At 64.7% G+C, this 13,153-nt stretch carries 12 protein-coding genes; 3 read left to right on the top strand and 9 right to left on the bottom strand.

Features of this window, described 5'->3' with window-relative positions; translation table 11 throughout:
• Positions 1 to 5 precede the first annotated feature (5 nt).
• The 4 genes from ACVWYQ_RS27030 to ACVWYQ_RS27015 all read right to left on the bottom strand — a co-directional run bounded on the left by ACVWYQ_RS27030 (position 6) and on the right by ACVWYQ_RS27015 (position 3,948).
• Positions 6 to 698 (bottom strand): amino acid ABC transporter permease, encoded by a 693-nt coding sequence (locus tag ACVWYQ_RS27030; RefSeq protein ID WP_128266201.1) that lies wholly within the window; start codon positions 696 to 698, stop codon positions 6 to 8.
• Between the two features lie 3 nt (positions 699 to 701).
• Entirely contained in the window at positions 702 to 1,433 is a 732-nt protein-coding gene (locus ACVWYQ_RS27025) for an amino acid ABC transporter permease (RefSeq protein ID WP_035997279.1), read from the bottom strand.
• A gap of 118 nt (positions 1,434 to 1,551) precedes the next feature.
• On the bottom strand, positions 1,552 to 2,463 hold the full coding sequence (locus ACVWYQ_RS27020) for an amino acid ABC transporter substrate-binding protein (protein ID WP_271545923.1): 912 nt from the start codon (positions 2,461 to 2,463) through the stop codon (positions 1,552 to 1,554).
• A gap of 87 nt (positions 2,464 to 2,550) precedes the next feature.
• Positions 2,551 to 3,948, bottom strand: a complete 1,398-nt coding sequence (locus tag ACVWYQ_RS27015) for a M20 family metallopeptidase (protein ID WP_456726554.1) — start codon at positions 3,946 to 3,948, stop codon at positions 2,551 to 2,553.
• A 296-nt stretch (positions 3,949 to 4,244) separates the two neighbouring features.
• On the opposite strand from ACVWYQ_RS27015, the gene ACVWYQ_RS27010 reads away from it, so the two are divergent.
• A complete protein-coding gene (locus ACVWYQ_RS27010; RefSeq protein ID WP_456726553.1) occupies positions 4,245 to 5,624 on the top strand; it encodes an LLM class flavin-dependent oxidoreductase in 1,380 nt (459 codons plus the stop codon).
• Positions 5,625 to 5,785: 161 nt separating this feature from the next.
• Here the strand turns inward: ACVWYQ_RS27010 and ACVWYQ_RS27005 are convergent, their stop codons facing one another.
• The 5 genes from ACVWYQ_RS27005 to ACVWYQ_RS26985 form a co-directional block, all read right to left on the bottom strand.
• Complete coding sequence (locus tag ACVWYQ_RS27005) at positions 5,786 to 7,447, bottom strand: thiamine pyrophosphate-binding protein (protein WP_404545652.1); 1,662 nt, start codon at positions 7,445 to 7,447, stop codon at positions 5,786 to 5,788.
• Between the two features lie 252 nt (positions 7,448 to 7,699).
• Positions 7,700 to 8,203 (bottom strand): GFA family protein, encoded by a 504-nt coding sequence (locus ACVWYQ_RS27000; protein ID WP_404545650.1) that lies wholly within the window; start codon positions 8,201 to 8,203, stop codon positions 7,700 to 7,702.
• A 16-nt stretch (positions 8,204 to 8,219) separates the two neighbouring features.
• Positions 8,220 to 8,375, bottom strand: coding sequence for a hypothetical protein (locus ACVWYQ_RS26995; protein WP_404545648.1), 156 nt, complete (start codon positions 8,373 to 8,375; stop codon positions 8,220 to 8,222).
• A gap of 77 nt (positions 8,376 to 8,452) precedes the next feature.
• Positions 8,453 to 9,580 (bottom strand): alkene reductase, encoded by a 1,128-nt coding sequence (locus tag ACVWYQ_RS26990; RefSeq protein WP_456726552.1) that lies wholly within the window; start codon positions 9,578 to 9,580, stop codon positions 8,453 to 8,455.
• 111 nt (positions 9,581 to 9,691) lie between these two features.
• Positions 9,692 to 11,188, bottom strand: coding sequence for an aldehyde dehydrogenase family protein (locus ACVWYQ_RS26985; protein ID WP_404545644.1), 1,497 nt, complete (start codon positions 11,186 to 11,188; stop codon positions 9,692 to 9,694).
• Between the two features lie 181 nt (positions 11,189 to 11,369).
• Here ACVWYQ_RS26985 and ACVWYQ_RS26980 point away from each other — a divergent pair, with 181 nt between their 5' ends.
• The gene (locus tag ACVWYQ_RS26980) at positions 11,370 to 12,215 is read left to right on the top strand and encodes an SDR family NAD(P)-dependent oxidoreductase (RefSeq protein WP_404545642.1); all 846 of its coding nucleotides are present in this window, start codon (positions 11,370 to 11,372) and stop codon (positions 12,213 to 12,215) included.
• A gap of 127 nt (positions 12,216 to 12,342) precedes the next feature.
• Positions 12,343 to 13,152: a crotonase/enoyl-CoA hydratase family protein gene (locus ACVWYQ_RS26975; RefSeq protein WP_404545640.1), complete on the top strand. Its 810-nt coding sequence runs from the start codon at positions 12,343 to 12,345 to the stop codon at positions 13,150 to 13,152.
• The last annotated feature ends 1 nt before the right edge of the window (position 13,153 follow it).

Genomic DNA, 13,153 nt, shown 5'->3' with positions numbered 1-13,153 from the left:
GAGCCCTAGCGAATGATGGCGATGCGCGCCTGGAGGCGGCGGACGCCGTAGGACGCGATACAGGAGATGGTGAAGTAGACCACGGCGGCGAACAGATACATTTCGACCAGGCGGCCGTCACGCTGCGCCACCTTGCTCGCCGCGCCCAGGAAGTCGGTGATCGACAGGACGTAGACCAGCGAGGTGTCCTGGAACAGCACGATGGTTTGCGTGATCAGCACCGGCAGCATGTTGCGGAAGGCCTGCGGCAGCACGACGTAGCGCATGGTCTGGGCGTAGGTCAGCCCCAGCGCACTCGCCGCGGCCGGCTGGCCGCGCGAGATCGACTGGATGCCGGCGCGCATGATCTCGGAGAAATACGCCGCCTCGAACATGATGAAAGTGACGAGCGAGGACGTGAACGCGCCGACGCTGATCGGACGCGAGGCGCCTGTCACCCACTGCCCGATATAGGGCACCAGGAAGTAGAACCAGAAGATCACCAACACCAGTGGCAGCGAGCGCATGAAGTCGACATAGATGCCGGCGATGCGGCCCAGAATCTTGAATCCGGACAGGCGCATCAGGGCGAGCGCCGTGCCGAAGACGAGACCGCCGAGAGCTGCGAGGAAGGTCAGCGTCAGGGTAAACGTCATGCCCTCGTAGAACAGATAGGGCAGCGCGCGGCGGATGACATCGAAATCGAGATTGCCGAACATCGCTTATTTCCCCGTGATGTAGCCGGGGATCGCGACCCAGCGCTCGAGGAAGCGCATCGCGGTCACGACGACGGCGTTGACGAGGAGATAGAGGATGGTCGCGGCGGTGAAGGCCTCGAACACCTGGAACGAGAATTCCTGCATCGAGCGCGCCTGTCCGGTCAGCTCCAGCAGGCCGATGGTGATCGCGACCGCGGTGTTCTTGATGGTGTTGAGGAATTCAGACGTCAGCGGCGGCAGGATGATGCGGAAGGCCATCGGCAGCAGCACGTAGCGATAGCCCTGCACGGTGGTCAGGCCGAGCGCGGTCGCCGCCATCTTCTGCCCGCGCGGCAGCGAGGAGATGCCGGCCTGCAGCTGCACGGCGACGCGTGCCGACATGAAGAAGCCGACCCCGATCGCCGCCGTCCAGAACGGCGCGTTCGGCAATTGCTTCAGCCACAGCCCGGCCGCCCTCGGCAGAATTTCCGGCAGCACGAAAAACCACAGGAAGAGCTGCACCAGAAGCGGCATGTTGCGGAAGAATTCGACGTAGGCGAAGCCGAACCAATTGGCGCCCTTCGACGGCAGCGTGCGCATGACGCCGACGATCGAGCCTGTGATCAGCGCGATCACCCAGGCCAGCGCCGCGGTCTTGAGGGTCAGCGCCAGCCCCGACAGCAGCATGTCGAGGTAGGTGCCGGTCCCCATCGGGTTCGGCTGGAAGAAGATTCCCCAGTTCCAGTTGTAGTTCACGTGTCCCCCGCGCGAACGCGCCCGTCATTGGACGTCTTGAGCGCCTATGCAAATGTCCGGCCACCCTGGTGTCAAGAGTGGCCGGACATGATCCCGATCGAAAAATCGAGGTTCTATCTTACTTGTAGTCGTCCGGGTTCGGCGAGTCCGTCGGCTTGGCGAACTCGTTCTTCAGCTCGGCAGAGATCGGCGTGTTGAGGTTCAGGCCCTTCGGCGGGATCTTCTGGGTGAACCACTTGTTGTAGATCTTCTCGGCCTCGCCGGAGGTGTAGAGCGCGGCGGTCGCCGCATCAACCACCTTCTTGAAGGCGGGATCGTCCTTGCGCAGCATGATGCCGTAGGGCTCGGGCTTGGAGAACGCGTCCTTGGAGATAACGTAGTCGTCCGGGTTCTTCGAACCGGCGACGAGGCTTGCCAGCAGGATGTCGTCCATGACGAAGGCGACCGCGCGGTCGGTCTCGACCATCAGGAAGGCTTCGGCGTGATCCTTGGCCGGAATGATGTTGGCGCCGAGGCCCTTGGCGACATTGGCTTCGGTGAGCTGCTTGATGTTGGTGGTGCCGGCGGTCGAGACCACGGTCTTGCCCTTGAGGTCATCGATCGACTTCAGGCCGCTCGATTTCTTGAAGACGTAGCGGCTGGCGGTCAGGTAGTGGGTGTTGGTGAAGGCGACCTGCTTCTGGCGCTCGGCATTGTTGGTGGTCGAGCCGCATTCGAGGTCGATGGTGCCGTTGGCCATCAGCGGGATACGCGTCGCCGAGGTCACCGGGTTGAGCTTGACCTCGAGCTTGTCGAGCTTGAGCTCCTTCTTCACGGCATCGACGATCTTGTAGCAGATGTCCATCGCGAAGCCGACGGGCTTCTGGTTGTCGTCGAGATAAGAGAACGGGATCGAGGAATCGCGGAAGCCGAGCGTGATCGCGCCGGTGTCCTTGATGTTCTTCAGCGTGCCGGTCAGCTCCTGGGCCCCGGCTTGGCTGACGACGAAGGTCGCGGCGAGCGCGAGCCCGATGTGACGGAAATGTTTCACGTTTTTCTTCCCCTTTCGGATGATGCGGCCCGGATGCAAGCACAAATCGGGCCGGATTAGAATGTAACTTTCGGCTGGATCATCGGCTCAGGTTAACGGGCCTGTCAGTGGCTTTGGCAGCTCGCCGAGATCCCAGAACAGCCCGGCCATCACCGTCAAGGCCTCTTCGGTCAATGGCAGCAGGATGTGCTCATTGGGCGCATGCTGGGAGCAGCCGGGATAGGAATGCGGCACCCAGATCGTCGGCAGTCCCAGGATCTCGGAAAACACGTCGTTGGGCAGCGAACCGCCGAAATTCGGCAGCACGGCCGGCGCCTTGCCGGTGGTCTCCTGCACCGAATCCGCCGCCCATTTGATCCACGGGCTGTCGAAATCGGTGCGCGATGCAGCAAAACTCTGCGCCGCGCGCACCTCGACCATCGGAAAACCGCGTCCGACCAGATGCGCGCGGACCGCGTCGATCAGCCCGTCAACCTTCGTCCCGACCACGAAACGCAGTTGCAGCACCGCATTGGCATGGCCTGGAATCGCGTTGGTCGGCTTCTCGATATTGCCTGAGGACATCGCCAGCACTTCCAGCGTGTTCCAGGCGTAAAGCCGTTCGGCGGCCGAAAGACCCTCCTCGCCCCAATTTTCGGCCAGCGCCGGCTCGTCCGCGGTCGGCACCACCTCGACGTCGGCGAGATAGGCGCGGATCTGGTTGGTCAGCCGCGGCGGCTTCAAGGCATCGAGCTGGAGACGGCCGCGGCCGTCGACCAGGGTGGAGATCGCGTTGACCAGGATGGTCGCAGGGTTGGCGAGCACGCCGCCCCAATTGCCGGAATGGTGACCGCCGTCGCGCAAGTTCACGTCGAGATGGATGCGGATGCCGCCCCGGCAGCCGAGAAAGAGCGTCGGCCGATCGGCCGAGAGGCGCGGCCCGTCGGAGGCCATGAACAGGTCGGCCTTGAGCGCGTCGCGATGGAGGTCGCAGACCTTGCCGAGATCGGGCGAGCCGATCTCCTCGCCCATCTCGATGATGAACTTGGCATTGAAGCCGAGCTTACCGCCGCGCGCCTCGCGCACTGCACGCAGCGCGGCCATGTTGATGCTGTGCTGGCCCTTGTTGTCGGCGGTGCCGCGGCCATAGAGGCGCGTGCCGGAAGCATTGGTGCGCCAGGGATCCCGGCCATCACGCCACTCGCCTTCCATGCCGTCGACGACGTCGCCATGGCCGTAGACCAGCACGGTCGGCGCAGACGCGCTCTCGTGATGCTCGGCGAACAGGAACGGCGCCTTGCCGCTCGGGGATTCGACGATGCGGCTGGAAAAATCGAGCGCGGCGAAAGCCGGCTGCATCTCCTGCTCCAGATAAGCACGCAGCTCGGGGCCGCGCTGCGGATTCTGACTCTCGGTCTTGTAGGCGACGCGGCGGTCGAGTTCGGCGAGGAACGCGCCGGACTTGAAATCCTCACGGGCGCGGGCGATGGCGTCGGCTCTGGTCATACTTGCTTTTCGAGATGTGAGACGAAGGACCTTACCTGAGGCGAGTTGGCCTTCGAAAGTGGCGGGGACTGGATAGTTCTTGTAGTTTTCTTCTCGTGGTTCTCTTGGGATTTTCGTTCTTGCTTCCTTGAGACTGGCTTGCCAAGCGCAGCTGCGACGCTGACTTTGGCCTTGCCAAGCGCAAGCCTTCTATTCTTGGCCCTTGCCAAGGGCCAATTATATGCAAGAACTTCGCCAAGTTGGGGCGCACGTCTATCATTCGAAGAGCGCTCAGTACAGAGCGCCGAGGGACCAGCATGGCCAAAGAGATCAGGCTCAACGCCTTTGCGATGAATTGCGTCGCACACCAATCACCGGGCCTGTGGACCCATCCGCGCGACCGCACCGCCGAGTATAACCGCCTGCCCTACTGGATCGATCTCGCCAAGACGCTGGAGCGCGGCCGTTTCGACGGGCTGTTCCTGGCCGACGTACTTGGCGTCTACGACGTCTATGGCAACAGCCCTGACGCAGCCTTGCGCAATGCAGCGCAGACGCCGTCGAACGAGCCGCTGCTGCTACTATCGGCGATGGCGGCGGTGACGCAAAATCTCGGCTTCGGCGTCACCAGCAATCTGTCCTTCGAGCCGCCCTATCCGTTCGCACGGCGGATGTCGACGCTCGATCACCTCACCGAGGGGCGGATCGGCTGGAACGTCGTCACGGGCTATCTCGACAGCGCCGCGCGCGGTGCGGGCAGGGACAAGCAGACCGGGCATGACGACCGCTACGACATCGCCGACGAATATATGGAGGTCGTCTACAAGCTCTGGGAAGGAAGCTGGGAGGACGATGCCGTGCTGCGCGACCGCAAGCGCGGCATCTTCACCGACCCGGCAAAAGTTCATCGCGTCAATCATGAGGGCGCGAACTACCGCATCAACAACACCATTCACCTCAGCGAGCCCTCGCCGCAGCGCACGCCGGTGCTGTACCAGGCCGGCACCTCGCCGCGCGGCCGGCAATTCGCGGCCAGGCACGCCGAGTGCGTGTTCATGTCGGGACCGTCGGCCAAGGTGATCGCGCCGCGCGTCGCCGCGATCCGGCAGGAGGCTGCGGCGCTCGGCCGCAACCCCGCCGAAATCCTGATGTTCTCGATGATGACGATCATCCTCGGCCGGACGGAGGCCGAGGCGAAGGAAAAATACGCCGACTACCGCCGCCACATCAGCCCCGAAGGCGCGCTGGCGCTGATGTCGGGATGGACCGGTGTCGACTTCTCCGGCTACGACCTCGACCAGCAGGTGCGCCACGTCCAGAACGATGCCGGCCGCAGCGCCATGGACAACGTCACCCGCGCCGACCCCGACCGCATCTGGACCGTGCGCGACGTCATCGAGCATGTTGGCATCGGCGGCGCCGGTCCGGTCGTGGTCGGCACGCCGGAAAGCGTCGCCGACAAGATCGAGGATTGGTTCGAGAAGACCGACGTCGACGGGCTCAACGTCGCCTTCGCGATCTCGCCCGGCGATTTCGAGGATATCGCCGAGATGTTGGTGCCGGAGCTGACACGGCGCGGGCGGTACAAGCGCGAGTACGCCAAGGGCACGTTGCGGGAGAAGCTGTTCGGTGGGGGCCGCGCACGGTTAGGTGCGTCACACCCAGCGGCGGGGTACCGCGTAGGGAAGAAGGGGTAGGCGGAAAATCGCGCCACAGGCAGGCTGTCGTCCCCGCGAAGGCGGGGACCCATAACCACAGGGAGTGGTTTGGCGAAGACTCGGGAGTTCGGTACGCCTACCAGCCGCAGTCGATAGATCACGCGGTATGGGTCCCCGCCTTCGCGGGGACGACAGCGGGGCTACACCTTCCCGTCCACCATCACCTCGATCAGCTTCGTCCCCGGCCGGCCAAACGCCGACGCCAGCGTTGCCTTGAGTTCGCTGACATCGCTGACCTTGATCGCCTCGCAGCCCAGCGCCTTCGCGACGCCGGCGAAATCCACGGGCGGATCGACGAAGTCCATGCCGACGTAATTGTCGTCGCCGTGGAAGGCGAGCAGGCGCTGCTTGATGATGCGATAGCCGCCGTTGTTGGCGATGACGACGTTGAGCGGCAGCTTGTGATGCGCCGCGGTCCAGAGCGACTGGATCGAGTACATCGCGCTGCCATCGCCGGAGAAGCACACGACGGGGCGATCGGGATTGGCAATGCTGGCGCCGACCGAGGCCGGCAGGCCCCAGCCGATGCCGCCGGAGGCGAGCCCGTGATAGCCGTAGCGGTCGCGATGCGGATACAGGGCCGGGATCTGGCGGCTGGAGGTGAGACCTTCATCGACCAGGATGGCGTTGTCAGGCATCGCCTCGACCATTTGCAGCACGAGGAAGTCCGGATCGATCGGTGTGCGGCCGGCACTCTTGCCGATCTGCTCGACCAGCGCCGCGCGGCGCGCGGTCCAGTTCTTCGGCGCGAGTTCGGCGAGACGCTGCTTAGCGCGGCTCGCGAGGGCTGCCCCGCCCATCTCCTTGAGTACCGGGATCAGCGCGCGCAGCGTTTCCTTCAGATCCGCCTTCAGTGCGATCTCGGCCCCGTAATTCTTGGCGATCTCCCAGTCGACGAGGCCGATCTGCACGATGCCGAGGCCCTCAGGCAGCGCGTCGACCTCGCTATAGACCGACATCCGCAAGGGATCACCGCCAAGCGCGATCAGGAGATCGTATGGCGCGAGCGTATCGCGGGCGACCTTCTGTACGCGCGCGAGCGTTCCGACGAAGCTCGGGCTTTCGGACAGAAAGTGCGAGCCGTACGGCGTCGAGGACTGATAGGCCGCAGCGCCGAGCAGCTCGGCGAGTTCAGCGGCCTCCTTCAGCGCATCGCTCTTGACCACCTCGTCCATGGTGACGATCACGGGACGCTCGGCCTTGAGCAGGCGTGCGGCAAAGGCCTTCAGCGCCTCGTCCGACGGTTTCGTGCGCGCATCGATGCGGGTGGAGCGACCGAGATCGATCCCCGCTTCGCTGTTGAGGATGTCGCCGGGCAGCGAGATGAACACTGGCCCGGTCGGCGGCGTCATCGCCACCTTGGCGGCACGGCGCACGATGCGCGGCAGGTCCTCCAGCCGTGTCACCTCGACCGCCCATTTCACCAGCGGCTCGGCCATGCGCACCAGCGGACCATAGAGCACCGGCTCCATCAGACCGTGGCCCTGCTCCTGCTGGCCTGCGGTCAGGATCATCGGCGTGCCCGTGAACTGGGCGTTGTAGAGCGAGCCCATGGCATTGCCAAGGCCGGGCGCGACGTGAACGTTGCAGGCGACGAGCTTGCCCGAAGCGCGGCTGTAGCCGTCGGCGATCGCGACCACCAGGCTCTCCTGCATCGCCATCACGTAAGTGAGATCGGGATGGTCCTTCAGCGCATGCATGATCGGCAGCTCGGTGGTTCCGGGATTGCCGAACAGATGCGTGATGCCCTCGTCCTTGAGCAGCGCGAGAAAGGCGGAGCGGCCGGTAATCTTGTTCTTCATGTTTCCTCCAGGAGCGGACCGTTGCCGCAAGGACCGAAAGCATGATGGCCGAGATGTTGGCAGAGGCGCAAGGAAGCGCGGTCATGGCTGCGTTGCGCTCGGCGGTTTCGTGTCCCGCACGCGTCGCCACGTGCAACGTTGCGGCGCTGAGCCGGGACCCAGTTGCTCACCCCATTCTCCGCTGCATGGGCCCCGGCTCAGCAGCGCACCACCGAAGAGGTGCTGCGCTGCGTCCGGGGCACGAGAGTTGAGCTACATCTCCTCCCGCCCCAGCTCGAACGGATCCTCGCCGCCTGGGCGCTTCTTCTTTTTCGAGCGCTGCCAGACGACGCCGGGAAAGCCCTTCAGCGGCACCAGGGGCTCGCCGGTATAGGCCCATTCCTGCAGCTCCTCGATGGCGATGTGATAGAGCGGCTGGCGGCCGGTGCGCTCGTTGAACAGGGCGCGGGGGATGTTGACCATGTGCGGCCCGCGCGGGCGCTCGTACATGATCGGCGTGCCGCAATGCGAGCAGAAGCTGCGCGCGGTCTTCGTCGCCTTGTCCTCGTAGCGGGTCAGCGCGGTCTTGCCCGAGGTGATGCGGAAGCGCTTCTTCCAGCTTCCGACATAGGTGGCGTAAGCCGCGCCATGGGCGCGCCGGCTGCCGGCGGAATGATCGTGCCAGGCCCAGCGCGCAGGCACGTCGATCTCGAAGGCGACCTTGCCGCAGAGGCATCGGCCCGTGGCGATCCCTGCGGCGGCTGCGGCTTTGGCCATGGACGTCTCTCCGTCGTCATTGCGAGCGCAGCGAAGCAATCCAGAGTGCCTCAGCGGAGAGATGCTGGATTGCTTTGCTGCGCTCGTAATGACGGAATCTGTGGTGGCGGTCGCGCAACAAATCAAGCTCGTCATTTCCGGGGCGATGCGAAGCATCGAGCCCGGAATCCATCCCACGTCCAGGCATGCGGCCCGATGGATTCCGGGCTCGCGACTTCGTCGCGCCCCGGAATGACCGAGAGAGAGCGCCTAAGCCGGCGTCAGCTCGTCATAGACCGGATAATCCGTGTACCCCTTCTCCTCGCCGCTGTAGAAGGTCGCGCGGTTGTACGGCGTGATCGGGTAGCCGTGCTCAAGACGACGCGGCAGATCCGGATTGGAGATGAAGATGCGGCCGAAGGCGATGATGTCGGCGTGGCCTTCCGCGATCGCCGCATTCGCGGTCTCGCCGGTGAAGCCGCCGGCCGTCATCAAGACGCCGCTGTAGAGCGGGCGGAACAGCACCATGGCGGACGGCACGTTCTGCCAATTGACCTCGGCGCGGCCGGCGCCGCTCGAGCGCGGCTCGATGAGATGCAGATAGGCGAGACCGAGCTTGTCAAGCGTCTTCACCACGTGCGTGTAGAGCGGCATCGGATCCGGCTCGCCGGAATCATTGGCGATGCCGTGGGGTGATAGCCGCACCGCGACGCGGTTGGCGCCCCAGACGTCGATCGCGGCCTGCGTGACCTCGAGCAGAAGGCGCGCACGGTTCTCGATTCCGCCGCCATATTGGTCCGTGCGCTGGTTGCTGCGCGATTGCAGGAATTGCTCGAGCAGATAGCCGTTGGCGCCATGGATCTCGACACCGTCGAAGCCGGCGGCGAGCGCATTCTTGGCACCCTGCCGGAATGCTTCCACGATGCCCTTGACCTCATCGGTCTCCAGCGCGCGTGGCGTCTCGTAGTCGGCGATCTTGCCGTCGGCCGTCATCGCTTTCATGCCTTCGGCCTTGATCGGAATTGCCGAGGCCGAAACCGGCAGCTCACCGCCATGGAAGGAGGAATGCGAGACGCGACCGACATGCCAGAGCTGGAGGAAGATGATGCCGCCCTTGACGTGCACGGCATCCGTCACCTCGCGCCAGCCTGCGACCTGCGCCTCCGAATAGATGCCTGGCGTCGCCGGGTTGCCGCGGCCGTGCGAGAGCACCGGCGAGGCTTCGGCGATGATCAAGCCGCCCTTCGTCGCGCGCTGGCCGTAATACTCGGCGTTGAGCGGCCGCGGTGCGAAAGTGTCGCGCTCGGCCCGCATGCGCGTCAACGGCGCCATCGCGACGCGATGCGCGAGCCTGTAGGGACCGACCTGCAACGGCCGAAACAACGCTTCGAATTTCATGCTGGCCTCAACTGGAGCTTGGTAAGATGACGATCATAGAGCGGGGGCGAAACCTGGAGAAGGCGCCGCCCCCACGAAGGAAACTCCTCCCCGCGAAACGCAGGAGGGACATTAGGCCGTCTTGATCCAGACGGCCTTCACGTTGAGATATTCCTCGACGTGCTGCTTGCCGGATTCGCGGCCGTAGCCGCTCATCTTGTAGCCGCCGAACGGCACCGCCGGGTCCATCGCCTGGTAGCAATTGACCCACACCGAGCCGGCACGCAAGCGTTTCGCCACCGCATGGGCCTTGCTGACGTCGCGCGTCCACAGGCCGGAGCCGAGGCCGAAGGTGGTGTTGTTGGCGCGCTTGACCAGCTCGTCCATGTCCTTGAACGCGATCGCGGAAATGACGGGGCCAAAAATCTCCTCCTGCGCGATGCGCATGTTGTCCTCGACACCCGCGAACACCGTCGGCGAGACGAAGAAGCCCTTCGACAGCGCGCCTTCGGTGACACGGCCGCCGCCGGCAAGCGCCTTCGCGCCTTCCTTCTGGCCGATGTCGAGATAGCCGGTGACGCGCTCGAGCTGCTGCTCGGAGACGAGCGGGCCGATCTGCACGTTGGGATCGAGGCCGTTGCCGACCTGCAGCTTCTTGCCGAACTCGGCGACGCGGCCGACGAACTCGTCGTAGATCGAGTGCTCGACAAACAGGCGCGTGCCGGCGCTGCAGATCTGCCCCGAATTGGCGAACACCGCCATCGCGGCACCCGGCACGGCGGCGTCGAGATCGGCATCGGCGAACACGATGTCCGGCGACTTGCCGCCGAGCTCGAGCGAGACGCGCTTGAGGTTGCCGGCGGAGGCACGGATGATCGACTGGCCCGTGACATGCGAGCCGGTGAACGCGACCTTGTCGACGTCGTGGTGCGAGGCGAGCGCCGCGCCCGCGGTCTCGCCATAGCCGGGAACGACGTTGATGACACCGGGCGGCACGCCCGCTTCCAGCGCGAGCTCAGCGATGCGCAGCGAGGTCAGCGGCGCTTCTTCGGCCGGCTTGAGCACCACGGTGCAGCCGGTCGCGATCGCCGGGCCGATCTTCCAGATCGTCGCGGTCAGCGGCCCGTTCCAGGGAATGATGGCGCCGACGACACCGACCGGCTCCTTCAGCGTGTAGGAGAATATCTCGCCGGGCAGCGAGTTCTCGATGGTCTCGCCATGAATCGCGGTGGTCTGGCCGGCGTAATAGCGCAGCATGCCGACGGCGCGCAGGCGGTAGGCACGGGTGCGGCTCAGCGGCGCGCCCATGTCGAGCGTGTCGAGCTGCGACAATTCGTCGAAATTCTTCTCGACGAGATCGGCGAGCTTCAGAAGCAGGTTCTGCCGCTCGAACGGCTTGACCTTGCTCCACGGACCTTCGAAAGAGCGGCGCGCGGCCGCGACCGCACGATCGATGTCTTCCTTGTCGCCTTCGGCGACGGTTGCGAGCAGCTCGCCAGTGGCGGGATTGCGGGTCTCGAAGCGCTTGCCCGAGGCTGCATCGACCCACTTGCCGTCGATCAGCATCTGCTTGTAGGACCCGTTGGCGAACGGATGGCGCGTGATCGGAATAGCCTGCGACACAGCCATGGCTGCACTCCCTGTCAGGTGATTGATTGGTTCGATCTGGGCGGGATCGTTTTGTCGAGGATACAGCCGCGCCTGATAGGCGTAAAGGCAGCGCGCAACGAAGACCTCCCATGCCGACTTGTGCAGGGTCGCACGGCTGCCATGCTATAGCTCGGCTGAAGGCTTTCCACGGAGACGCTCGATGTCACATCCCGCCATCGTCAAGGACAATGTTGCCGTGATCACGGGTGGCGCAGCCGGCATCGGATTTGCCGCCGCCGCGGCATTTGCGCGCGCTGGAATGAAGGTGTGTATCGCGGATGTCGACGAGACACGGTTGGCAGAAGCTGCAACAAGATTGTCATCCGTAACATCGGCCGCAAACGTCATGACCTCGGCCGTCGATGTTAGCAGGATCGAGAGCGTGACGGAACTCGAGCGCGCCGTCCACGCGCGGTTCGGCGGCACCGATGTCCTCATGAACAATGCCGGCATTCAGCCCGGCAGCACCTTGTTCGACGCGCCGGACAATTGGCAGCGCATCATCGCCGTCAACATGTGGGGCATCATCAACGGCTCGCGCATCTTCGCACCCAACATGATCGCCCGTGGCAGGCGCGGCCTCATCATCAACACCGGTTCCAAGCAGGGCATCACCACGCCGCCCGGCGATCCCGCCTACAACGTCTCCAAGGCCGGCGTGAAGGCGTTCACCGAGGCGCTCCAGCACGAGTTGCGCAACACGAAAGACTGTCGCGTCACGGCGCACCTCTTGATCCCCGGCTTCGTCTTCACCGGCCTGACCGCAAAGGGCCGCACCGAGAAGCCGGCCGGCGCCTGGACGCCGGAGCAGACGGTCGATTTCATGCTGGCGCGGCTGGAGGTCGGCGACTTCTACATTCTCTGCCCGGATAATGACGTGCCGCGCGCGCTCGACGAGAAGCGCATGCTCTGGGCGGCCGGCGATATCGTCGAGAACCGCCCGCCATTGTCGCGCTGGCATCCGGATTACGCCGATGCGTTCGCGAAGTTTGTGGCGCGTGAGTAGGCCTGCACCGCTCTCTCGCTCGTCCCCGGGTCTCACGGAGAGGGTGGGGTCACGGCCGCCTGGCCTTGCCCCACCTTGACTCCCCCAAAATTCGTTATACAACATAACTATTCTGACAAGGACGCAAATGACACAAGGAAACGCCGAGACCGCGAATGCGGGTCCCTCCGGGCTTTTGAGGATCGAGCGGGCGGACCGGGTTCTGACCGTGGGTCTGAACCGGCCGGCCAAGCGCAATGCGCTCAATGACGGCATCATCCTGGAAATCGGCGAGTGTTTTGCGAACCTGCCCGAGGATATCGGCGCGGTCGTCATCCACGGTATCGGCGACCATTTCTCCAGTGGTCTCGACCTCTCCGAGCTGACCGAGCACGACGCCACCGGCGGGCTCCTGCACTCCCAGATGTGGCACCGGGTGTTCGACCGCATCCAGTACAGCCGCGTGCCCGTGATCGCAGCGCTCCGGGGCGCCGTGATCGGCGGCGGGCTGGAGCTTGCCTGCGCGGCCCATATACGCGTCGCCGAGCCCTCGACCTATTTCGCGCTGCCGGAGGGGCAGCGCGGCATTTTCGTCGGCGGCGGCGGCTCGGTGCGGCTGCCGCGGCTGATCGGCGTTGCCCGGATGATGGACATGATGCTGACGGGACGCGTCTACAGCGCGACCGAGGGCGCGTCCTACGGCTTTGCGCAATATCTGACGGAGGCCGGCAACGGGCTCGGCAAAGCACTGGAGCTTGCGACCAAGGTGGCGTCCAACGCCCCGCTGACGAATTTCGCCGTGCTCCAGGCGCTGCCGATGATCGCAGAAACCAATCCGCAGACCGGCCTGTTGATGGAGTCGCTGATGGCCACCGTCGCGCAGAGCGACAAGGAGGCCAAGCGGCGGATCCGCGAATTCCTCGAGCACAAGACCGCGAAGGTGAAGCCCAAATCATGAG

The organism is Bradyrhizobium sp. USDA 3397 (assembly GCF_054060965.1).
This window is presented reverse-complemented; position numbering and strand designations above follow the sequence as displayed.